This window comes from Streptomyces sp. NPDC029159 (assembly GCF_055564055.1).
The window spans coordinates 168,326-188,234 of the sequence record NZ_JBVHWT010000004.1 but is presented as its reverse complement, the minus strand read 5'-3'; the positions used below and the strand labels follow the sequence as shown (position 1 = coordinate 188,234).

The 19,909-nt window shown below is 73.3% G+C and carries 22 protein-coding genes and 1 tRNA gene; 13 read left to right on the top strand and 10 right to left on the bottom strand.

The features are described 5' to 3' along the window. Positions 1-194 precede the first annotated feature (194 nt). The 5 genes from moaC to ACZ4U4_RS10430 all read left to right on the top strand — a co-directional run bounded on the left by moaC (position 195) and on the right by ACZ4U4_RS10430 (position 3,144). Complete coding sequence (gene moaC, locus ACZ4U4_RS10450) at positions 195-677, top strand: cyclic pyranopterin monophosphate synthase MoaC (protein WP_467871345.1); 483 nt, start codon at positions 195-197, stop codon at positions 675-677. Next, complete coding sequence (locus tag ACZ4U4_RS10445) at positions 674-1,174, top strand: MogA/MoaB family molybdenum cofactor biosynthesis protein (RefSeq protein WP_467871342.1); 501 nt, start codon at positions 674-676, stop codon at positions 1,172-1,174. Before moaC ends, ACZ4U4_RS10445 begins: the two co-directional genes overlap by 4 nt. After that, complete coding sequence (locus ACZ4U4_RS10440) at positions 1,171-1,794, top strand: GNAT family N-acetyltransferase (RefSeq protein WP_467872081.1); 624 nt, start codon at positions 1,171-1,173, stop codon at positions 1,792-1,794. The genes ACZ4U4_RS10445 and ACZ4U4_RS10440 overlap by 4 nt, the downstream gene beginning before the upstream one ends. A 151-nt stretch (positions 1,795-1,945) precedes the next feature. After that, positions 1,946-2,998 carry a divisome protein SepX/GlpR gene (sepX, locus tag ACZ4U4_RS10435; protein WP_467871339.1) on the top strand — a complete coding sequence of 351 codons (1,053 nt, stop codon included), beginning with the start codon at positions 1,946-1,948 and terminating at the stop codon, positions 2,996-2,998. A gap of 73 nt (positions 2,999-3,071) precedes the next feature. After that, positions 3,072-3,144: transfer RNA gene (locus ACZ4U4_RS10430), tRNA-Ala, on the top strand. 260 nt (positions 3,145-3,404) lie between these two features. Here ACZ4U4_RS10430 and ACZ4U4_RS10425 read toward each other — a convergent pair. Further along, positions 3,405-3,557: a hypothetical protein gene (locus tag ACZ4U4_RS10425; RefSeq protein ID WP_467871337.1), complete on the bottom strand. Its 153-nt coding sequence runs from the start codon at positions 3,555-3,557 to the stop codon at positions 3,405-3,407. Between the two features lie 35 nt (positions 3,558-3,592). Further along, positions 3,593-4,936, bottom strand: coding sequence for an aminotransferase-like domain-containing protein (locus ACZ4U4_RS10420; protein ID WP_467871335.1), 1,344 nt, complete (start codon positions 4,934-4,936; stop codon positions 3,593-3,595). Positions 4,937-5,277: 341 nt separating this feature from the next. Between ACZ4U4_RS10420 and ACZ4U4_RS10415 the strand changes: the two genes are divergently transcribed. From ACZ4U4_RS10415 to ACZ4U4_RS10405, 3 genes are all read left to right on the top strand, one after another. After that, positions 5,278-5,925, top strand: coding sequence for a LysE family translocator (locus ACZ4U4_RS10415; protein WP_467871332.1), 648 nt, complete (start codon positions 5,278-5,280; stop codon positions 5,923-5,925). 123 nt (positions 5,926-6,048) lie between these two features. Beyond that, positions 6,049-6,576 (top strand): hypothetical protein, encoded by a 528-nt coding sequence (locus ACZ4U4_RS10410; RefSeq protein ID WP_467871330.1) that lies wholly within the window; start codon positions 6,049-6,051, stop codon positions 6,574-6,576. Beyond that, positions 6,573-6,950, top strand: coding sequence for a transcriptional regulator (locus ACZ4U4_RS10405; RefSeq protein WP_467871328.1), 378 nt, complete (start codon positions 6,573-6,575; stop codon positions 6,948-6,950). The genes ACZ4U4_RS10410 and ACZ4U4_RS10405 overlap by 4 nt, the downstream gene beginning before the upstream one ends. 46 nt (positions 6,951-6,996) lie before the next feature. On the opposite strand, the gene ACZ4U4_RS10400 is transcribed toward ACZ4U4_RS10405, so the two are convergent. From ACZ4U4_RS10400 to ACZ4U4_RS10370, 7 genes are all read right to left on the bottom strand, one after another. Next, complete coding sequence (locus ACZ4U4_RS10400; protein ID WP_467871325.1) at positions 6,997-8,445, bottom strand: glycosyltransferase; 1,449 nt, start codon at positions 8,443-8,445, stop codon at positions 6,997-6,999. Between the two features lie 553 nt (positions 8,446-8,998). Then, positions 8,999-9,832 carry a MerR family transcriptional regulator gene (locus ACZ4U4_RS10395; RefSeq protein WP_467871322.1) on the bottom strand — a complete coding sequence of 278 codons (834 nt, stop codon included), beginning with the start codon at positions 9,830-9,832 and terminating at the stop codon, positions 8,999-9,001. A 380-nt stretch (positions 9,833-10,212) separates the two neighbouring features. After that, positions 10,213-10,611 (bottom strand): GntR family transcriptional regulator, encoded by a 399-nt coding sequence (locus ACZ4U4_RS10390; RefSeq protein WP_030282050.1) that lies wholly within the window; start codon positions 10,609-10,611, stop codon positions 10,213-10,215. Positions 10,612-10,792: 181 nt separating this feature from the next. After that, the gene (locus tag ACZ4U4_RS10385; RefSeq protein WP_467871318.1) at positions 10,793-11,815 is read right to left on the bottom strand and encodes an ABC transporter permease; all 1,023 of its coding nucleotides are present in this window, start codon (positions 11,813-11,815) and stop codon (positions 10,793-10,795) included. Beyond that, positions 11,812-12,741, bottom strand: a complete 930-nt coding sequence (locus ACZ4U4_RS10380) for an ABC transporter ATP-binding protein (protein WP_467871316.1) — start codon at positions 12,739-12,741, stop codon at positions 11,812-11,814. Before ACZ4U4_RS10380 ends, ACZ4U4_RS10385 begins: the two co-directional genes overlap by 4 nt. A gap of 167 nt (positions 12,742-12,908) precedes the next feature. After that, complete coding sequence (locus ACZ4U4_RS10375; RefSeq protein ID WP_467871313.1) at positions 12,909-13,433, bottom strand: P-loop nucleotide/nucleoside kinase family protein; 525 nt, start codon at positions 13,431-13,433, stop codon at positions 12,909-12,911. A 106-nt stretch (positions 13,434-13,539) separates the two neighbouring features. After that, a complete protein-coding gene (locus ACZ4U4_RS10370) occupies positions 13,540-14,022 on the bottom strand; it encodes a GNAT family N-acetyltransferase (protein ID WP_467872078.1) in 483 nt (160 codons plus the stop codon). A gap of 156 nt (positions 14,023-14,178) precedes the next feature. Here ACZ4U4_RS10370 and ACZ4U4_RS10365 point away from each other — a divergent pair, with 156 nt between their 5' ends. Next, positions 14,179-14,982: an exodeoxyribonuclease III gene (locus tag ACZ4U4_RS10365; protein WP_467871310.1), complete on the top strand. Its 804-nt coding sequence runs from the start codon at positions 14,179-14,181 to the stop codon at positions 14,980-14,982. Positions 14,983-15,035: 53 nt separating this feature from the next. Here ACZ4U4_RS10365 and ACZ4U4_RS10360 read toward each other — a convergent pair whose 3' ends face one another. After that, entirely contained in the window at positions 15,036-15,848 is an 813-nt protein-coding gene (locus ACZ4U4_RS10360) for a MerR family transcriptional regulator (RefSeq protein WP_467871307.1), read from the bottom strand. 163 nt (positions 15,849-16,011) lie between these two features. Here ACZ4U4_RS10360 and ACZ4U4_RS10355 point away from each other — a divergent pair, with 163 nt between their 5' ends. The 4 genes from ACZ4U4_RS10355 to ACZ4U4_RS10340 all read left to right on the top strand — a co-directional run bounded on the left by ACZ4U4_RS10355 (position 16,012) and on the right by ACZ4U4_RS10340 (position 19,897). Continuing rightward, positions 16,012-17,535: a flavin-containing monooxygenase gene (locus ACZ4U4_RS10355; RefSeq protein WP_467871305.1), complete on the top strand. Its 1,524-nt coding sequence runs from the start codon at positions 16,012-16,014 to the stop codon at positions 17,533-17,535. Further along, positions 17,532-18,647, top strand: a complete 1,116-nt coding sequence (locus ACZ4U4_RS10350) for an alpha/beta fold hydrolase (RefSeq protein ID WP_467871302.1) — start codon at positions 17,532-17,534, stop codon at positions 18,645-18,647. The genes ACZ4U4_RS10355 and ACZ4U4_RS10350 overlap by 4 nt, the downstream gene beginning before the upstream one ends. Beyond that, positions 18,644-19,525 carry an SDR family oxidoreductase gene (locus ACZ4U4_RS10345; RefSeq protein ID WP_467871300.1) on the top strand — a complete coding sequence of 294 codons (882 nt, stop codon included), beginning with the start codon at positions 18,644-18,646 and terminating at the stop codon, positions 19,523-19,525. The genes ACZ4U4_RS10350 and ACZ4U4_RS10345 overlap by 4 nt, the downstream gene beginning before the upstream one ends. 216 nt (positions 19,526-19,741) lie before the next feature. Then, positions 19,742-19,897, top strand: coding sequence for a hypothetical protein (locus ACZ4U4_RS10340; RefSeq protein ID WP_391644159.1), 156 nt, complete (start codon positions 19,742-19,744; stop codon positions 19,895-19,897). Positions 19,898-19,909: the final 12 nt, after the last annotated feature.

Sequence of the window (19,909 nt, the reverse complement as noted above, 5' to 3'; positions counted from 1 at the left end):
ACGCACGCTCGCCGCGTTGTCGGGATCGTCCCGGTACACCCGGTACCGGGGCGACCCTCCGCCTTGCGATCGCACGCACCAGACGCCGCGAGGCCGCCCTTCGGGCGACGACGGGAGTGTGACGACAGGACCTAGCCCTCGTGCCCCAGGGGTACGGTGTCGTCGCACAGGCGGCAGTGTGGAGCAGGAGAACGATGAACAGCGGCCAGCAACATCTCACCCATCTCGACGCGGCGGGAGCCGCCCGGATGGTCGACGTCACGGCGAAGGACGTCACCGCCCGCACCGCGCGCGCCACCGGCCGCGTCCTGGTGTCGCCGCAGGTCGTCGCGTTGCTCCGGGGCGAGGGCCTACCCAAGGGCGATGCGCTGGCCACCGCACGGATCGCCGGGATCATGGGCGCCAAGCGGACCCCGGAGCTGATCCCGCTCTGCCACCCGCTCGCCGTCTCGGGCGTCACCGTCGACCTCACCGTCGCCGACGACGCCGTCGAGATCGCCGCCACGGTCCGCACCACCGACCGCACCGGCGTCGAGATGGAGGCCCTCACCGCGGTCTCCGTCGCCGCGCTCACCGTCGTCGACATGGTCAAGGCCGTCGACAAGGCGGCCGTGATCACCGACGTCCGGGTCGAGACGAAGACCGGCGGCAAGTCCGGCGACTGGAGCCGCGGATGACCGCCCCGCGCGCCCTCGTCGTCACCGCCTCCAACCGCGCGGCCGCCGGCGTCTACCCCGACAAGGGCGGCCCGCTGCTCGTCGAGGGGCTGACGGCCATGGGCTTCACGGTCGACGGCCCGCGCGTCGTCGCGGACGGCGACCCCGTCGAACAGGCCCTCCGCGAGGCCGTCGCCGCCGGGTACGACGCCGTCCTCACCACCGGCGGCACCGGCATCTCGCCCACCGACCGCACCCCCGAGGCCACCCGCGCCGTCCTCGACCGCGACATTCCCGGCATCCCGGAGGCGCTGCGCGCCGCGGGCCGCGAGGCGGTGCCCACCGCGGTCCTCTCCCGTGGTCTGGCCGGGGTCGCCGGCACCACCCTCATCGTCAACCTCCCCGGCTCGACCGGCGGCGTACGCGACGGCCTCGCCGTTCTCGCCGACCTCCTGCCGCACGCCGTCGACCAGATCCGCGGCGGCGATCACCCCAGACCTCCGCGGAGTACCCACTGAACGCGCCCTGGCCGGTCGTCCTCACGGACAACGACGTCACCCTCCGGCCGATAAAACTGCGCGACCAGCGGGCCTGGCGCGAGGTCAACCGCCGCAACCGCGACTGGCTGCGTCCCTGGGAGGCGACGGTCCCGCCGCCCCCGCCCGGCATCCCCGTACCGCACCGCCCGACCTACCGTCAGATGGTCCGCCATCTGCGGGCGGAGGCGTACGCGGGCCGGATGCTGCCGTTCGTCGTCGAGTACCGGGGCCGTCTGGTCGGTCAGCTCACCGTCGCCGGGATCACCTGGGGCTCGATGTGCTCGGGCCATATCGGCTACTGGGTCGACCAGGAGGTCGCCGGCCGTGGCGTCATTCCGACCGCCGTCGCACTCGCCGTCGACCACTGCTTCCACAGCGTCGGGCTGCACCGCATCGAGGTGTGCATTCGTCCGGAGAACGCCCCCAGCCGCCGCGTCGTGGAGAAACTCGGATTCCGCGAGGAGGGGCTGCGGCCGCGCTATCTGCACATCGACGGCGCCTGGCGTGACCACGCCGTATTCGCGCTGACCGCGGAAGAGGTGCCGGACGGCCTGCTGAACCGCTGGCGACGGCAGAAGCCCAGCACATCCCACAAATGAAATACCTGTTCGAATTAATCCACCGAATACCCACATTCGGAGAGTGCTGATCTCAACAATCACAAAAAAAGTTCGAGATATCAGCCAGATCGTGCGACACACCGGCCCAATTGGCGGATGGCCCCCCGCAAACCCCTCTACCGTGTGAGTCGTGAGAAGCAGCGGCCTCATCTACGCAGTCATCGTCGGGGCCTGGGCTGCCTACTTGGTGCCGATGTGGCTCCGTAGGCAGGACGAGCTGAACGAAGCGCGTCCCACGGAGCGCTTCAGTACGGCCATCCGTCTCCTCTCCGGCCGTGCGGCCATGCAGCGCCGCTACGACAAGGAGCAGGACGGCCTCGCCGACGATGCCGCCGACGAGCAGGAACCGGACCACCGGCCCGACGGGGCCGACGTCCGGCCCCCCGGCGACCCCGCGACCGACCCCCGTACCCGGGTCGCCGCTCACCCGTCGCGCCCCTCGCTCACCGAGCGCGCCAAGCGGGCCAAGGTCCTCGCCCGCCGCCGGCGCACCATCACGGTCCTCTTCCTCACCTTCACCGTCGGCGCGGTCGTCGCCGCGGTCGGCGGCACCGCCTTCCTCTGGGCCCCCGCCGCCCCCGCCCTCCTGCTGAGTGCGTACATCGTCTACCTCCGCACCCAGGAGCGCCGCCGCTTCACCTTCACCATGGACCAGCGCAAGGCGGAGGCGGCGGCGCAACGGCTGCGGGAAGGCCGCCCCCGCCCTCCGCGGGCGGCGGACCAGCCGCCCGCCGCCGACCACCCGGCCGACCCCGTCGCTGACGCCCCGGCCGAACCCCACCCGGAGCCGCGCCCCGAGCCCGCCCAGACGGCCGGCCGCCGCGCCCTCGTGGAGGAGACCGACCACGCCGAGTGGGTCGACCAGCAGCGCGAACGGGAGCGCCCCCACCCGGCCCCCGGCAGCTGGGAGCCGGTCCCCGTACCGCTCCCCACCTACGTCACCGCCCCGGTCGCCCCCCGCGCCACCAGTCACGTCGACCTCGACGCCGACGACGCCTGGAGCTCCGCCCGCTCCAGCGCCGCCGCCGAGCACCCCGAACCCCCGCGCCAGGACCAGCCCACCGCGTCCCGCCGCCCCCGGGGCCGCACCCCGCTGTTCGACCAGTACGCCTCCCCGGCACCCGCCGACCACGCCGCCGCCGACCCGGACGACTACGACCGCCCGCGCGCCGCGAACGAGTAGCCCCCGCGCTGACCAGCACGGGAAGCGATTTCCGAGCACCGCCATCAAGGTGCTAGAGTTTCACTCGTCGCAAGGGCCTGTGGCGCAGCTGGTAGCGCACCTCGTTCGCAACGAGGGGGTCAGGGGTTCGAATCCCCTCAGGTCCACCGACGGAGCCGGTCACGAGAAATCTCGTGACCGGCTCTTTTGTGCTCTGCTCAACTTGGCGGGAGAAACGGGTATCCGCCTGGCTGTCGAGCCTCCGCCCCTCGGGACGGAGTGATGAGGGTCACGGGTCCCGTGCGGGATCGGGCGGCGGTGGCTGGGGCGTAGGCACGGAGCCTGGTCGCTCACCGGTAGATGACGCCGTGTTGAAGACCTGTCGTGGCCTGGCCCCTGATGTTCGGGCCGGAACTGCCGGCCGTGATCACGTAGGCGCATACCTGGTATTTCTCGCCGCGACCAGGTCGCTGCGGACCTCCCACTCGCGCCACTGCGGGGCGTTGTCGCGGGGCTCGGGCCAGGCAGGCATCTTGTGGAAGCCCACGCCGTTCGGCTTGTCGGGGCCGGGGTGGATCACTGAGGGGGTTCTTCGGTTCTGCTTCCGGGGTGAGGTCAGTCGTCGACGAGCCCCTCCGGGGAGCTGCGGGCGAGGTCGGCGAGGGTGGTGAGGGCCTGGGTGAGGACGTCCGATCGGGGGGAGGCGAGGCCGAGGCGGAGGGCGTTGGGGGCGTGGGCGCGGCCGACGGTGAACGCGGCGGCGGGCACCACACCGATGCCGTGCCGGGCCGCGGCGGCGACGAACGTCTCGGCGCGCCACGGGCGGGGTAGCCGCCACCAGCAGTGGTACGAGCGGGGGTCGCCCTGTACGTCGAACCCGTCGAGGTGCCGGGCCGCGAGCTTCTGGCGTTCCGTCGCCTCCTGCTGCTTGGCGGCCACCAGGGTGGCCAGGACGCCGTCCTGTTGCCAGCGGTGGGCGGCCTCCAGGGCGAACCGCATGGGGGACCAGCCGCCGGACCGGAGCGCGGCGGAGAGTACGCCGCCCAGCGCGGCGGGCGCGACCAGGAAGCCGAGGGTCAGGCCGGGGGCGGCGCGTTTGGAGAGGCTGTCGATCAGGACGGTGCGTTCGGGGGCGTGGGCGGCCAGCGGCGGGAGTTCGTCGCGGAGGAAGGCCCAGACGGCGTCCTCGATCGCGGGGAGACCGAGCCGGAGCAGGGTCTCGGCCAGGTGCGCCATCCGGGCGTCGGGCATGGTGAGCGAGAGCGGGTTGTGCAGCCGGGGCTGGACGTAGACGGCGTGCAGCGGGGCGGCGGCATGGGCCTCCGCGACGGCCTCGGGGACCAGCCCGGCGTCGTCCATGGTCAGCGGTACGAGGGTGATGCCGTGGCGGGCGGCGACGGCCTTCACGACCGGGTAGGTCAATTCCTCGACGCCGAGTCGTCCGCCGGGCGGCACCAGGGCGGTGACGGCGGCGGCGAGGGCCTGCCGGCCGTTCCCGGCGAAGAGGATCCGCGCCGGGTCGGGGCGCCAGCCGCCGCGGGCGAGGGTGTCGGCGGCTGACTCCTGTACGGCGGGGAGCCCGGCCGTGCCGACCGGTTGCAGCGCGTACGCGAGGCCGTCGGGGCGCAGCAGTCCGCCGAGTCCGGCGGCGAGGAGGGCGCTCTGGTCGGGGGCGACGGGGTAGTTCAGCTCCATGTCGATGCGGCTTCCGCCGGGTTCGGTGAGCGCGGGGGAGGCGGCCGGGGCCGTGGACTCGGCGCGGACGAAGGTGCCGCGGCCCACCTCGCCGACGGTCAGGCCGCGCCGGGCCAGTTCCCGGTAGACGCGGGTCGCGGTGGAGGCGGCGATGCCGTACTTCCGCGCGAAGGTGCGCTGTGGGGGGAGGCGGTCGCCGGGCCGGAGCGCACCGGTCCGGATCTCCTCGGCCACCGCGTCGGCGACGCTCCGGTAGTCCTGCATGGCGCTCTTCCTGTCGTTTCGTTGTCCGGGCGGTGGGTTGGTCTGTTGGGCCCGACGGTCAGAGTATGGGGATATTGCACTCGGTGCAATGTTTTTATTGCGCCGAGGTGGGGGTGCTTCTAGGGTCCTGTGGTGGCGGTCGTGATGCCGTGAATCCGCAGTGTGCAGGTGTGTTGGTGGTGGTCGCGCCTCGGTGCAATGTTCTTTTTCGCTCCTGATTGGTCTGAGGCGGGGTGGGTATTTCGGTCGGCTGCTTGGTGGCGTCCCTATGGGGGCGCGATCCGAGGGGCGGTCATGCAACCGATCGGCGTGGGACGGGTTTTCCTGAACGAGGAGGTTTCATGCTGGAGTTGAGCGGAGTTCTCGGGGTGTCGGCGGTGGCGCTGGGCATGGTGCTCACGCCCGGGCCGAACATGATCTATCTCGTCTCCCGGAGCATCACCCAGGGGCGGCGGGCCGGGATGATCTCGCTGGGCGGGGTGGCGCTGGGCTTTCTGGTGTATCTGCTCGCCGCCAATCTGGGGCTGTCGGTCGTCTTTCTCGCCGTGCCCGAGCTGTATGTCGCGGTGAAGTTGGCGGGCGCGGCCTACCTCGCCTACCTGGCGTGGAATGCCCTGAAGCCGGGTGGGCCGGCGGTCTTCTCGCCGCAGGAGGTGCCGCCGGACTCACCTCGCAAGCTCTTCGCCATGGGGCTGATGACGAATCTGCTCAACCCGAAGATCGCCGTCATGTACCTCTCGCTGATACCGCAGTTCATCGATCTGGACGAGGGGCATGTGCTGTTCCAGGGACTGGCCCTCGGTGCGGTCCAGATCGCGGTGAGCGTCGCGGTGAACCTTGTCATCGTCCTGGCGGCCGGAGCGATAGCCGCCTTCCTCGCGCGTCGCCCTTCCTGGCTGAAGGTGCAGCGGTACGTGATGGGTGCGGTGTTGGGGACGCTCGCCGTCACGCTGGCCGTCGACACCTCGGGGCCGTCCAGGGTGAGTTGACGGGCGGGGTGGGACCGGGCCTCTCTCGGGAAAGTATTTTCCGCTGTGGAAAGTGTGTGGCAGGGTGGGGTGTACGACGTTCGGTGCCCGGTCGGGGTGCCGGGGAGAGGGGTGGCGAGCGTGATGGCGGCGCAGGAAGGTGTACCGGGCGGCGGGGCGGAGGCCCTCGCGCTGGATGCGACGAGCGGGCTGCGGGAGGCGGAGGCGGCCCGGGCGCGGGCCGAGGTTCAGGCGCGCATCTTCCCCGCGTGGTTCGGGCCGGTGGGCGCGCTGATCGTGGTGGGGATCGGCGCCGTGCAGAGCTGGAGCTGGGACCAGCAGGGTTTCCCGGCCCTGCTGGCGCTGGTGGTGACGCTCGCCGGTCTGGTGGCGGCCTGCACGGTGCGGTGGATCGCCAGGCGCCGCACGGGAGTGGTGCGGTACGTACCTCTGTCCGCCCGGTTGTGGCGCAGCCGGTACGGCCTCTTGATCACTGCGGTGGCGTGTGCGGTGACCTGGGGTGCGGCGCTGCTGCTCGGGGTCGGAGGGAGCGCCTCGCGCCTCGCCGTGTACGTGGTCGGTGCCCTCTGCGTGTGGGGCAACTTCGTATGGCGCAACGCCGCTGCCCGGCAGGAGCTGGCGCGGCTGCGGGACGAGCCGGGGGCGGTGTGAGCGGCGATGCCAGACCCGGCGCGTCCGGGGCTCCGCAGCTGGATGCGGTGATCCATCACCCGACGCGGCTGGCGGTGGTGGCCTTCCTCTCGGCCTGTGACGAGGCGGAGTTCGCCGCCGTACGTGACACCTGCCAGGTGTCCGACTCGGTGCTCAGCAAGGCCGCGTCGGCGCTGGAGGCCGCCGGTTATGTCGCCATCCGCAAGGGGTACGCGGGCAAGCGCCCCCGTACCTGGCTCGGTCTCACCGACGCCGGTGAGCTGGCGCTCAACCAGCATCTGGCGGCGCTCCAGGACATCGCGGAGACGGCCCGGAGCGCGGGCGCGCGGACGCGCTCCGGTGCGGCGGAAGAGGGGGAGGCGAAGAGGGAGTAGCCGGGGGCCGTGGGGCGCTGGGGGCGCGAGCCGGCCCGGCGGGGTGTCAGCCGGCCAGGCGTGCCACGGCGGAGACGACGGCGGCGATGCCGTCCTCCGTGGCCATCCGGCGGGCGGCGTCGGCGGCGTGGGTGCGGAGAGCGGGCTCGGTGGTGGCGCGGAGGAGCGCCGCGGCCAGCCGGTCGGCGGCCTCGTCGTCGGAGAGTGCGGCGAACGGGATCGCGGGAGTTGCCGCCCCCACCGTGGCCAGGCGGCCCGCCCAGAACGGCTGGTCGGCGGTGACCGGTACCGGCACGCTCGGGACGCCCGCGCGGAGCGCGGCGGCCGAGGTCCCGGCGCCCGCGTGGTGCACCACCGCGGCGGTGCGCGGGAAGAGCAGGGCGTGCGGGATCTCCCCGATGGTGAGGATGTCGGATGCGGTTCGCGGGGTGGCGGGGGATGCGGGGTGTGGGGTGTGCGCGGTACGGGTGCACGTCTCGGCGGTGGGGGCTGCCATGCCGGTGCGGGTTCTCGTAGAGGAAGTGCCGTTGGCGGCTGTGTCTGAGCGTGCTCCTGTGGCCGTGCCGGTGTCGGCGGGGTGAGGGCCGGTGTGGGGGCAGGTGTCGTCGGGGGCGGAGGAGGCGCCGGGGCCGGTCAGACCTGCGGTGCCTGATTGGAGGATGCCGCGGAGGTTGGCGCGGCGTAGGGCTTGTACGGCGAGGGTGCCGAGGCGTTCGCCTTCGCCGGCGGCCATGCTGCCGAAGCCGATGAAGACCGGGGGAGGGCCGTCGGCCAGGAAGTCTTCGATGGCGGGCGGGAGTTGGGCGTCGGGGGCGTGCCAGGGCCACCAGTTGCCGACGACGTCGAGGCCGGGGTGCCAGTCGGCGGGGCGCGGCAGCAGGACCTCGCTGAAGCCGTGCAGTACCCGGGGCCGGGCCGCCTCGAAGCGGCGGCGGACGGCGCCCGGGGTGGCGGGCGGCAGGCCGAGGCGGGCGCGGAGGGCGCGGGTCGCGTCGGCGTACAGCCGGTCGACGATGCGGGGGGCGAGGCGGCCCGCGAGGCGGTTGCCCCAGGGGCCCAGGTTCCGGCCGCCGGACACCACGGGGGCGAACTCCCTGGTGGGGGCGGTCGGGTGGAGGGGCAGATCGAGCGCGGGGATGCCGTGGGCCTCGCAGAGGTGGCGGCCGAGCGGGGCGGTGGTCGTGGAGAGCAGCAGCAGTTCCGTGTCCGGGGTGACGGCGTCGGCCATGCCGGCGCCCAGTTCGTCGACGAATGCGGCGGCGGTACGCAGCAGGGCCCGCCGATCGCCGCGTCCGGGACCGGTGTCGTCGGGGCGCCGGGCGTGCGGATCGGCGGGTAGCCGCCGGAACTCCGGTCCGGCGGCGCGGACGAGCGGGGCGAAGGTGTCGTGCGTGGCGATCGCCACCTCGTGACCTGCGGCGATGAGGGCGGCGCCGATACCGGTGTACGGGGCGACGTCGCCGTACGAACCGGCGGCGGTGAGGAGGATCTTCATGGTGTTGCCTTCCGTGAGGGAGTGAGGGAGTGAGGGAGTGAGGGAGTGAGCGGGCGGAGCCCGGGCCACGAAGTCCGGGCCCGGTCCCGGAACGCGGAGCCCGGAGCCCCGGCCACGGAGCCCGGTGCCACTGAGCCCGGATCCCGAAGAGAGGAGCCGTTGCGGCGGTGGGTTGGGGGGCGGCCCGGGTGACGCGGATCGGCCCGTAGGAGCAACTGGCCTCCCCGTAAGGGGGTGTCCATCCGACTCGTACGGCGGCGTCGGGCGGAAGGGCTTCGGGGGCAGGCCGCAGAGGGCGGGCCCTAGGGACGTTCGCCCCGTCGCCCCCTGGCCCCGTACAGGAGCCTTCTGCCAGCCCGTAAGGGAGAACCCGGCTGCTCTGCGGGAAACCCCGTCCGGGACGGAGCGCGCCGGTCCGCTCTCAGGCGCTCCCCGTCCGCTCTGAGCGGCGCCGGGCGGCCGGGCGAAGGGTGCCGACCGCAGGGAACGCGGGGCCACTTCACGCGGCGGCACGGCTGGCAGGGCGTGCGTATCCCGGACGCGCGCTCCGGGGTCAGGGTGCGGGCGTCGCCCCCGATGGCGACGGGCGCCCCGTTTCGGGCGGCTCCGTGTCCGTGCCCGGTGCCCGTACCGCATTGGCGTGGATGGCGGTGTGCAGGTAGGAGGCGAGACCGGGGCGTTGTTCCGATGGGGGGACGAGGAGGGCGAAGGCGCGGGGGTCGGTGAGGAAGTCGTCGGCGATGCGGGTGTGCATGTCGGTGGGGCAGGGGGTGAACCAGCGGCTGATGTGGGCGCGGTGTTCCTCGGCCAGGTCCATCGCCGTCGGGCCGTCCGGGGGTTCCTCGGCGTCGTGGGCGGCGAGGAGGCGGGTGCGCCAGGCGGCGGCCTCGGCCATGAGGCGGGCCCAGTCCTCCTTGGTGTGGCTGTCGGCGCGGGCCATCGCACGCCGGTGACCTGGGCTGTCGTGCCATTTGCGCTCGGCGTCGGTGGCGTAGCTGAGGTCGAAGGCGACCTCGCCGAAGACCTCGAACCGTTCGTCGGGCGTCAGCCGTACGCCGGTCTGCTGGACCTCCATGGCGCGCTCGGCGACCTCGACCAGGCGGCCGAGGCGGGTGATCTCCTCGGTGAGCCGGCGGTGGCGGGCGCGCAGCCGGTCGAGGAGGTCGGCGTCCGGGGCCCGGAGGAGGGCGGTGATCTCGTCGAGCGGGAAGCCCAGCTCGCGGTAGAAGAGGATGCGCTGAAGCCGGGCGAGGTCGGCGTCGGTGTAGAGGCGGTACCCGGCCGGGCTGCGGTCGCCCGGGCTGAGCAGTCCGGCCTTGTCGTAGTGGTGCAGGGTGCGCACCGTGATCCCCGCGAAGCGGGAGACCTGGCCGACCGTGTAGCTCATCGCGGCGCCTTCCGTCCTGGCTCGTCGCGGCGGAGCCCCGGACCACCCGTAGGGGTCCGGGGCGGGCCGCCCCCGTCACCCGTACAGGGTGCGCCCTGACGCGACGTAAGGGTCAAGCGGGGACGGGCGACGAGCCGAGCGGGAAACGGGCGACGAGCCGAACGGGAGCGCGCGGCCGGGCGGTGCGAACACCCTGCGAGTACCCCGGGGAGCGACCGCCCCGGCCCCGTAGGAACCACAACGCCCCCGGAAGCGACGAGGCTTCTCAGGGGCGTTGCAGCGAAGGGCAGGAGCCCGGCGGTCCGGGCCAGGCGGGGCGGGGTTCCGGGATCCGGGCCCGGCGGGCCTCCGGGCCCCGGCCGCAGGCGAGCCGCAGCCCCTCACCCCCCCTCCGGATACATCTCCTGCCACACCGAGGTGAATTCCGCCTGGGTGTCCTCGCGGGTGAGGCCGGCGGTGCGGGCCCGGGTCATCCAGGCGCGCAGTTCCTCGCGGAGTTGGGTGTCGGCCGCGGATTCCGGGCGGGCCAGGGTGCGGCTGACGAAGGTGCCGAGGCCGGGGCGCGGCTCGACCAGGCCCTCGCGTTCCAGCTCGCGGTATGCCTTCAGCGTGGTGTTCGGATTGACCTTGGTGGTGGCCGCGACCTGCGCCGCCGTCGGCAGGCGGTCCCCTTCGACCAGGATGCCCAGCCGCAGCGCCTGCTGGACCTGCTGGACGATCTGGAGGTAGGTGGCCACGCCACTGCGCCGGTCGATCCGGAACTCGACCACGCTCACCACCTCTCCGACTCTTCCGCCCGTCGCGGCCCGGCGGCCCCGCGCGGGCCCGGCCGTCCCCACTGCCACCGTAGGCCGCGGGGGCCGGACTCCGTACGGTCCGACCGATTGATGATGGTGCGACCACTACCGGCTGTCAAAGCGCGGCACGGCTGGTGACCGGGGACGACGGGCCGGTCGGCGCTCAGAGCGGCCGCCGGTGGGCGCGCCAGGCGACGAACCCGAGGATCACCGCGGTCAGTGCGAACAGGATGGCCGATCCCCGCCATTGCATGCCCATCATCTGGTCGAAGCCGAAGTAGTCGGTGACGCTCTGGGTGATGCCCAGCTTCGCCCGGCACGCGTCGGTGGCCGCGTCGGTGGATTCCAGGCAGGTGCCGAAGCCGTAGAGCTTGCCGTCGGCGGTGGCCACCCAGTTGTCGATGTTGATGGCGTCCGGCGCGAGCGACACCTCGTGGCCGAGCGGGACGAACGCGTGCCGCAGCTCCCCCAGGTGCGAGGGGACGCGGTCCCAGGCGATGCTGAACGCGCCCATGAAGACGACGGTGGCGACCATCGCGGTGATCAGGCGCTTGAGGAGCATGCCGAGGGCGATGCCGCAGACCGCGAAGAAGAGCGACATGGCCGGGAGCATCGGCCCGGTGACGTCGAACGGTCCGCTGATCAGCCAGTCACCGTTGAACGCCAGGGTGTGGGCCGGAAGCCACATCCACCGGTAGGACAGCGACAGTGCGGTGGTGCAGACCACGACGGTGGCCAGCGGCAGCGCGAGCGTCACGGCGAGCCACCGGGCGCGGCTGACGGACTGCGTGGTGACCAGCCGGATCGTGCCGTGCTCCTGCTCACCGGAGATCAGCGGGGCGCCGAGGAAGAGCCCGATGAGCGCGGGCAGGAACGCCAGCAGTCCGGCGCCGGCGCGGAAGATCCTGCCGAATTCGTCGGTGAACTTCGGAGAGGCGCTTTCGCCGGGCTGGGTGCCGTACTGCTGGACGAAGTCGACGACGGCGAAGTGCTGGTAGATGAAGTACGCGGAGGCCAGCAGGGTGACGGCGACGCCGCCGACCAGGGCCGCGCGGTGGCGGCGCCAGACCAGCCAGGGCAGACCGTGCAGCAGCCCGCCGGGGGCGCGTCCGGTGGTGGTGTCGCTCATGTCGGAGGCGTTTCCCTCGTACCGGGGGCGGTTCTCCGCCCGGATGTCGGTGCTCATGCCGCACGTCCGGCGGCCGGGGCGTCGAGGCGGGCCTCGTCCGTGATCAGCGTGGGCGCCTGCGGCGACCGCAGGTAGGCCAGCAGGACCTCCTCCAGGCCCGGCACCTGCACGTCCCAGCTGTCGGAGAGCGGGCCGCCGGGGCGGACCAGCGCGGTGAACTGCCGCCCGGTGACCCGGGATTCGACGACGGTGTGGTGGCGCGACAGCTCGTCCGGGACGCCGTTGCCCGCGGCGACGCCCGTCACCAGGGAGTGCGCGGGGACCAGCTCGTCGGTCGCGCCGCCCATCCGGAGCCGGCCCTCGGCGAGGACGAGGAGGAAGTCACACATGTCCTCCATCTCGGAGAGCATGTGGGACGACATCAGGACGGTCGTGCCGTGCTCGGCGGCCTCGGCCATCAGCAGCCCGGCCATCTCGTGGCGGGCCAGCGGGTCCAGGTCGGCCATCGGCTCGTCGAGCATCAGCAGGTCGGGGCGCTTGCCGAAGGCCAGCGCGAAGGCGACGCGGGTGCGCTGGCCGCCGGAGAGGGTGCCGACCTTGGCGGTGAACGGGACGTTGCCCGACTTCACGATCCGCTCGGCCAGGGCCTGGTCCCAGCCCGGGTTCAGCTCGCGGCCCATCCGCAGCGTCTCGGCCACGGTGAAGCGCGGGTAGAGCGGCTTGTCCTGGGCGAGGAAGGCGATCCGCTGGAGGACCGCGGGGTCGGAGACCGGCACCCCGAACAGCCGCAGCGAGCCGGTGGACGGCTGCACCAGCCGCGTCGCGGTGCCCAGGAAGGTGCTCTTGCCGGCGCCGTTGGGCCCGACCAGCGCGCAGATACGCCCCGCCGGGAGCCGGAACGAGCAGTCCTGCAGCGCCCAGCCGCGACGGTACTTCTTCCCCAGGCCGTCGGCCTCGATCGCCCATGGGCTCTGGTCGCTCACCCGGCTCACCCCTTTAGCTAGTTGATTAGTGGAATGAGTATGGAGAGGTGGGCGGAGACCTGTCAAACAGGGAGAGGGGGCGGTCGGCGGGAGGGCGTGGCGGGGGTCGCCCCGGGGCGTGGCGTGCGGGCCCTCGCGGGCGCCCCCGGAGCGCGTGGCTCAGACGGTTACGAGAACGACGGCCACCGGTCGGCGGCCCACGCCCGCCAGTCCGCCCAGCCGGGAGGCGGGCCGTCGATCCCGCGGCCTGTCAGCTCCGCCGCGTCGGGCTCCTCGAAGTGCGCTCGCCCGTACGCGATGTCGGCCTCGGTCATCGGGAGCGTCTCCTCGGGGGCGGTGGCCCGGCGGTGGGCGATCCGGGCGCGTCGGGTCTCCTCGTCCACCGGGAGATACACCATGCGGAAGCGTGCGCCCTCGGCCTCCGTCAGCCGGCGGATCGCGGACCGTTCGTCCCGGGACCAGCAGCCGTAGTCCACCACCACGCCGGTGCCCAGCCGGACCGCCTCCAGGGCGAGCCGGAGCATGCACCCCTCCAGCACGTCGCGCTTCCCGTCCGCCTCCGCCGTGCCGAACAGGGGGATCATCCAGTCGTCGGGCGTCAGGCGCAGCGCGCCGTGCTCCGCGGCGAGCTGCCGGGCCCGCGTGGTCTTTCCGGCCCCCGGCAGGCCGACCATCAGGAACAACGTGGCCATCCCCGGATCGTGTCAGGGGAACCGGGCGGGCGGCCACCGCTTTGCCGGCCGGTCACGGTCCGGTCCGCGGGCGGGGCGAGGCCGCGCGACAGGCCGGCCGGCGGCCCTACACCAGCGCCTTCCGCATGCACCGGCTGTCGTCGTACGTCCGGAACTCCCCGAACTTCTCCGGCTCGGGGACCATCAGGTATCCGCAGGACGCGTACAGGGACAGCGCCTCCGGCTGTGCGGTGCCGGTCTCCAGCACCATCCGGGTGCGGCCCGCCGCCCGCGCGTCGGCCTCCAGCGCGGCCAGGATGCGCCGGGCCAGGCCGCGCCCCCGGGCCTCCTCGATCACGAACATCCGCTTGATCTCGGCGTCCCCGGCGGCGTACCCCTTGGCGGGGTCCTCCTCGGTGCGCCAGCCGCCGGTGGCCACCGGGCGGCCGCCGTCGTACGCGAGCAGGTACCTGCCGCGCGGCGGGGCGAACATGGCGGCGTCGAGCGGTGTGAAGTCCGTCTCGCCGTAGCGGCGGACGTACTCCTGCTGTACCAGCGCGTCGAGGACCACCGCGTCGGGGTGGTCGTAGCGAACGGGACGTATCTCCACACCGGTCTCCATTCCGGAAAGCGTACGGCGCGCCCGCCGGACCGGGCGAGTGGCTTTGCGGACGGGCCCGGTGGCCTGGGTATCGTGCCGGGATGCTCACCGTGACGGGGAACGCGTGGGACTGCCGCCGCCGCTTGCGAATCTGAGGAGCCCGCCTTGCTCACCGTGACCACCGTGAACGTCAACGGCATCCGTGCCGCCGCCAAGAAGGGCTTCGTACCGTGGCTGGCGGAGACCGCCGCGGACGTGCTCTGCCTCCAGGAGGTCCGCGCCGAGGCTGCCCAGATCCCGGCGGAGGTCCGCGACCCCGAGGGCTGGCACACCGTGCACGCCCCCGCCGAGGCGAAGGGCCGCGCGGGCGTCTCGCTCTACACGCGGCGGGAGCCGGACGCGGTACGGATCGGGTTCGGCTCGGCGGAGTTCGACGCGAGCGGCCGCTACGTCGAGGCCGATCTGCCCGGTGTGACGGTGGCCTCGCTCTACCTGCCGTCCGGCGAGGTCGGCACCGAGCGCCAGAACGAGAAGGAACGCTTCCTGAAGGAATTCCTGCCGTACCTCACCGAGCTGCGCGCCCGGGCGGCGGCGGACGGCCGCGAGGTGCTGGTCTGCGGCGACTGGAACATCGCCCACCAGGAGGCCGACCTGAAGAACTGGAAGGCCAACGGCAAGAAGTCCGGCTTCCTCCCCGAGGAACGCGCCTGGCTGACCGAGGTCCTCTCCGAGACCGCCGGCGGCTACGTCGACGTCGTCCGCGCCCTGCACCCGGACACCGACGGCCCGTACTCCTGGTGGTCCTACCGGGGCCGCGCCTTCGACAACGACGCGGGCTGGCGCATCGACTACCACATGGCCACCCCCGGCCTCGCCCGCCGCGCGACCAAGGCGTTCGTGGAGCGCGCGGAGAGCTATGACATGCGGTGGAGCGATCATGCGCCGGTGACGGTGGTGTACGGGGGCTGAGCGAAGGCGGGCAGGGGCCCGTACGAGGGCTGAGGGGCGGAGGCGGTGCCGGGTCAGGCGCCGCCTTCGTCCTGTGTGCGGCCCCCATCGTCCGCCCGCTCCCCGTCCCCGTCCGCCCTCTCCCCCCGTACCCAGCACTCCAGCTCCGCGCGCACCCGGCGGTCCATCGCCATGGTGATCTCCGCGTCGATGACGGCCTGGAAGACGGGGTGGAGCTCTTCGAGGGTGGCGGTGAGGTGGGCGATCTCCTGGGGGGCGGGGGGTGTGCCCGTGGGTGGGGTGATGAGGTGGGTGCGGAAGAGGGTTGCCGCGATGGCGGCGACGGCGTCGGCGTGGGTGCGGACGGCGCGGCCCGCCTCCAGGACGGCGGCGAGCGGGATGCCCCGGGCGACGAGGGTGGTGGAGGCGTCCAGGAGGCGGCGGCTGGTGTGGACGAACTCGTCGCCGTCGACGGCGAGATAGCCGATGTCGAGTGAGGTGGCGAGGTTCTCGGCGGTGACGTCGCCGCTGTAGTGGTCGGCCAGTTCCTCGGGGGTGAGGCGGACCGGGGTCTCGTCCGACCAGGGGGTCGTGAACGTCGCGTCCAGGCCCAGGAGTTCGCCGACGTCGCGGCCGCTCTCGAAGGCGGCGAGGAGTTCGGTGATGCCGCCGAGCGTGTGGCCGCGCTCCAGGAGGGCGGCGATCGAGCGGAGCCGGGCCAGGTGGTGCTCGTTGTACCAGGCGATACGGCCCTCGCGGCGCGGCGGCGGGATCAGCTTGCGCTCGCGGTAGAAGCGCAGCGTCCGGACGGTGATACCGGCTTCGGCGGCCAGCTCCGCCATCCGGAACTCGCGCTGTTTGTCGTTCGGGTTCTCGTTCGCGGCCACCCGGTCACCTTATGCGCGGCGCATCCTGGCGGCCCGGGGTGCAACCGCCGGTAACTTCCTTGCGCGCGGCCTCTACCGCTCGGTACGGAGCTGCCTTACGCTCCAACCGTGCCAGTGATTGCTGGCGCGATCGGCGGTGTTGGTGATCCGGGGAGGCGGTGGCATGTCCGAGCGGGAACACGTGCGGGTGGCGGTGATCGGATCGGGGTTCGGCGGTCTGGGGGCGGCCGTGCGGCTGCGCCGGGAGGGGATCACCGACTTCGTGGTGCTGGAGCGCGCCGGATCGGTGGGCGGCACCTGGCGGGACAACAGCTATCCCGGGTGCGCATGCGACGTTCCCTCGCACCTCTACTCGTTCTCCTTCGCCCCCAACCCCCGGTGGCCGCGGAACTTCTCCGGGCAGCCGCACATCCGCGCCTATCTGGAGCATGTCGCGGACACCTTCGGCATCCGCCCCCACCTGCGCTTCCACTCCGAGGTGGAGCGCGCGCGGTGGGACGGTGACGCGCTGCGCTGGGAGATCGAGACGGCCCGCGGACCGCTCACCGCCGATGTCCTCGTCTCGGCGACCGGGCCGCTCTCCGACCCGAAGATCCCCGACATCCCCGGCCTCGACGGCTTCCCCGGCAAGGTGTTCCACTCCGCCCGCTGGGACCACGACTACGACCTGCGCGGCAAGCGCGTCGCCATGATCGGCACCGGCGCCTCCGCCATCCAGATCGTCCCGGCCATCCAGCCCGAGGTCGGCCGCCTCAGCCTCTTCCAACGCACCCCCGCCTGGGTGCTGCCGCGCGCCGACCGCAAGATCACCGGGCTGGAGCGCCGGCTGCACGCCAAGGTGCCCGCCACTCGCGCGGCCCGCCGCGGAATCCTCTGGGGCATCCGGGAACTCCAGGTCAGCGCCTTCACCAAGCGGCCGAACACGCTCGGTCTGGTCGAGGCCGTCGGCCGCGCGCACATGCGGCTGGCGGTCAAGGACCCCGCGCTGCGCGCCAAGCTCACCCCCGACTACCGCATCGGCTGCAAGCGGATCCTGCTGTCCAACAGCTACTACCCGGCGCTCACCAGGCCGAATGTCGACGTGATCGCCGCCGGGCTGCGGGAGGTCGACGGCGCCACCCTCATCGGCTCCGACGGCAGCCGCACCGAGGCCGACGCGATCGTCTTCGGCACCGGCTTCCACGTCACCGACATGCCGATCGCCGAGCGCATCACCGGCGCCGACGGCAGCACCCTCGCCGAGCGCTGGAAGGACGGCATGGCGTCGCTGCGCGGCGGCAGCGCCGATGGATTCCCCAACTTCCTCACCCTCATCGGCCCCAACACCGGCCTGGGCAACAGCTCGATGATCCTCATGATCGAGTCCCAGCTGAACTACCTCGCCGACTACCTGCACCAACTCGACGTCCTCGGCGGCCGGATCGCGCTGGACGCCCGCCCCGAGGCGGTGGCCGCCTGGAGCGACGAGATGCAGCGGCGGATGGCACGCACCGTGTGGACCACCGGCGGCTGCGACAGCTGGTACCTCGACGCCAACGGCCGCAACACCACCGCCTGGCCCGGCACCACCGCCGAGTTCCGGCGCGAGACCCGCCATGTCGACCTGGCCGAGTACGCCCTGCTGCGCCCGCCGGCCGACCGCCGCACCCCCGCCCCCGCCACCCTCTCCGAGGAGGCCGCCGTATGAAGCGCCCCGGACACGTCACCAGCGGACCGTACGCACCGCCACCGCCCCGCCGGACGCGGTACGTCGCCTCCGGCGGCGCCCGGCTGTACACCGAGATCCACGGGCCCGAGGACGCCCCGGCCGTCGTCCTCGCCCACGGCTGGACCTGCTCCACCGCCTTCTGGGCGCCCGTCGTCCGCGACCTCGCCGCCGACCACCGCGTCATCGTCTACGACCAGCGTGGCCACGGCCGCAGCCCGGCCCCCGGGCCCGGCGGCTACAGCACCAGCGCCCTCGCCGACGACCTGATCGCCGTCCTGGAGGCGACGCTGGCACCGGGCGAACGCGCCGTCGTCGGCGGCCACTCCATGGGCGGCATGACGATCATGGCCGCGGCCGACCGCCCCGTACTGCGCGAACGGGCCGCCGCCGCCCTGCTGTGCAGCACCGGCGCCGCCGACCTCTCCGCCGCATCGCGGGTCATTCCGCTGCGCACCCCCGAGGGCCGCCGCCGGGCGCACCGGCTGATGCTCGGCTCCCGCGCGCCGCTCGGCCCCGTCAGCCCGGTCACGAGGGCAGCCCTGAAGTACGCCACGATGGGCGCCGGTTCCTCCCCCGAGCAGGTCGAGGCGTGCGCCCGGATCATCCACGCCTGCCCGACCGGCGTCCGCTCCCACTGGGGGCGGGTGCTGTACGGCCTCGAACTCACCGGTGGCGCCGCGCGGCTGTCCGTCCCGACGGAGGTCGTCGTCGGCACCGCGGACCGGCTCACCCCCGTGGTCCACGCCCGCCGGCTGGTGTCCGTCCTGCCCGACTGCCGCCGTCTGACGGAACTGCCGGGCCTGGGCCACATGACCCCGCTGGAGAACCCGGGCGCGGTGGCGACCCGGCTGCGCGCCCTGGCGGCGGAGCACCTGGCGGGGGAGGGCGCGGGCGGGGGATCTATCAGGGAGCCTGCCGGACAGAAAGCAGCGGCGTCCGAGGAAACCCTCAGGAAGGCATCCGGAAAGAAAGCCGGCACCGGCACCGGCACCGGCACCGGCACCGGCACCGGCACCGGCACCGGCACCGACGCCGACGCCGAGCCGGGCGCGCACCGCAAGGACACCAAGACCGAGGGGGAGGCGGCATGAGCCGGCGCAACGGGCTTCAGGGGCAGGTCGTGGTGGTGACCGGGGCGGCGCGCGGGGTCGGTGAGCTGCTGGCCCGCAAGCTGTCGGCGCGCGGCGCCACCCTCGCACTGGTCGGTCTGGAGCCGGACGCACTCCGCGAGGTCGCCGTCTCGCTGCGCGGACCGGCCCACCACTGGTACGCGGATGTCACCGACCACACCGCGATGGCGCAGGTCGCCGCCGAGGTGAAGGCGCGGTTCGGGAAGGTCGACGCGGTCGTCGCCAACGCCGGGGTGGCGACCGGCGGCCCGTTCGCCGACTCCGACCCGGACGCCTGGCGGCGGGTCATCGAGGTCAACCTCATCGGCGGCGCGGTCACCGCCCGCGCCTTCCTGTCCGTCCTCACCGAGTCGCGCGGCTACTTCCTCCAGATCGCCTCGCTCGCCGCGCTCACCCCGGCGCCGATGATGACGGCGTACTGCGCCTCCAAGTCCGGTGTCGAGGCGTTCGCGCACAGCCTGCGCGGCGAGGTCGGGCACAAGGGCGTACGGGTCGGCGTCGCCTATCTGAGCTGGACCGACACGGACATGGTGCGCGGCGCGGACCAGGACGACGTCATGCGGGAGTTGCGCTCCCGGCTGCCCTGGCCGTCGAACAAGACGTATCCGCTGGGGCCCGCCGTCGACCGGATCGCGGACGGTGTCGAGCGGCGCTCGGCGCACGTCTACGGCCAGTGGTGGCTGCGCGGGATGCAGTCGGTCCGCGGCTACCTCCCGGCGCTCATCGGCACGGTCGGCCAGCGGGAGATGCGGCGGTTCGGGGACCGGCTCGACGGGATGGACGTCGGGCTGGTCGGCGCCGGCGGCGCGGCGGACGAGAAGGCGCGCGCCGAACGGTGACGCGCGCCGAGCCGTGACATGTGCCGAGCCGTGACACGCGGCGGGTGAGGGCGGGCCGGGCGCCGGGCGCCGCCCGGCGGTCAACGCACCGGCCGCGCCGCCCCGTTGATCACCCGCCGCCCGGCCCGCGCCCGCCGGTTGATCGAAATGCGGGGTGCGGGGGTGCGTGCAAGGCTGGTCGCGTCCGGCACCCGACATCCGACGGGAGTGAACAGCATGGGGCTCAGGGAGCAGTTCCAGGCCAAGGCCGAACAACTGGCGCAGCGGGCGCGCGCGGAGGCCGACGCGGAAGCGGCCCGGCGCAGCGCCGGAACCACCGACGGGCCGGAGCCCGAACCCGGCACCGAGCCGACGGAGCCCACCGGGTACTGACCCCGGCGGCCC

What these genes read in the sequence shown, in the direction of transcription:
- ACZ4U4_RS10400 (WP_467871325.1), bottom strand. Translation starts at nt 8,445, where the DNA reads ATGAAGATCCTCCTCACCGCCGCCGGTTCGTACGGCGACGTCGCCCCG.
- ACZ4U4_RS10445 (WP_467871342.1), top strand. Translation starts at nt 674, where the DNA reads ATGACCGCCCCGCGCGCCCTCGTCGTCACCGCCTCCAACCGCGCGGCC.
- ACZ4U4_RS10375 (WP_467871313.1), bottom strand. Translation starts at nt 13,433, where the DNA reads ATGGCCACGTTGTTCCTGATGGTCGGCCTGCCGGGGGCCGGAAAGACC.
- ACZ4U4_RS10355 (WP_467871305.1), top strand. Translation starts at nt 16,012, where the DNA reads ATGTCCGAGCGGGAACACGTGCGGGTGGCGGTGATCGGATCGGGGTTC.
- ACZ4U4_RS10350 (WP_467871302.1), top strand. Translation starts at nt 17,532, where the DNA reads ATGAAGCGCCCCGGACACGTCACCAGCGGACCGTACGCACCGCCACCG.
- ACZ4U4_RS10385 (WP_467871318.1), bottom strand. Translation starts at nt 11,815, where the DNA reads ATGAGCACCGACATCCGGGCGGAGAACCGCCCCCGGTACGAGGGAAAC.
- ACZ4U4_RS10395 (WP_467871322.1), bottom strand. Translation starts at nt 9,832, where the DNA reads ATGAGCTACACGGTCGGCCAGGTCTCCCGCTTCGCGGGGATCACGGTG.
- ACZ4U4_RS10340 (WP_391644159.1), top strand. Translation starts at nt 19,742, where the DNA reads ATGGGGCTCAGGGAGCAGTTCCAGGCCAAGGCCGAACAACTGGCGCAG.
- ACZ4U4_RS10415 (WP_467871332.1), top strand. Translation starts at nt 5,278, where the DNA reads ATGCTGGAGTTGAGCGGAGTTCTCGGGGTGTCGGCGGTGGCGCTGGGC.
- ACZ4U4_RS10420 (WP_467871335.1), bottom strand. Translation starts at nt 4,936, where the DNA reads ATGCAGGACTACCGGAGCGTCGCCGACGCGGTGGCCGAGGAGATCCGG.
- moaC (WP_467871345.1), top strand. Translation starts at nt 195, where the DNA reads ATGAACAGCGGCCAGCAACATCTCACCCATCTCGACGCGGCGGGAGCC.
- ACZ4U4_RS10410 (WP_467871330.1), top strand. Translation starts at nt 6,049, where the DNA reads ATGGCGGCGCAGGAAGGTGTACCGGGCGGCGGGGCGGAGGCCCTCGCG.
- ACZ4U4_RS10345 (WP_467871300.1), top strand. Translation starts at nt 18,644, where the DNA reads ATGAGCCGGCGCAACGGGCTTCAGGGGCAGGTCGTGGTGGTGACCGGG.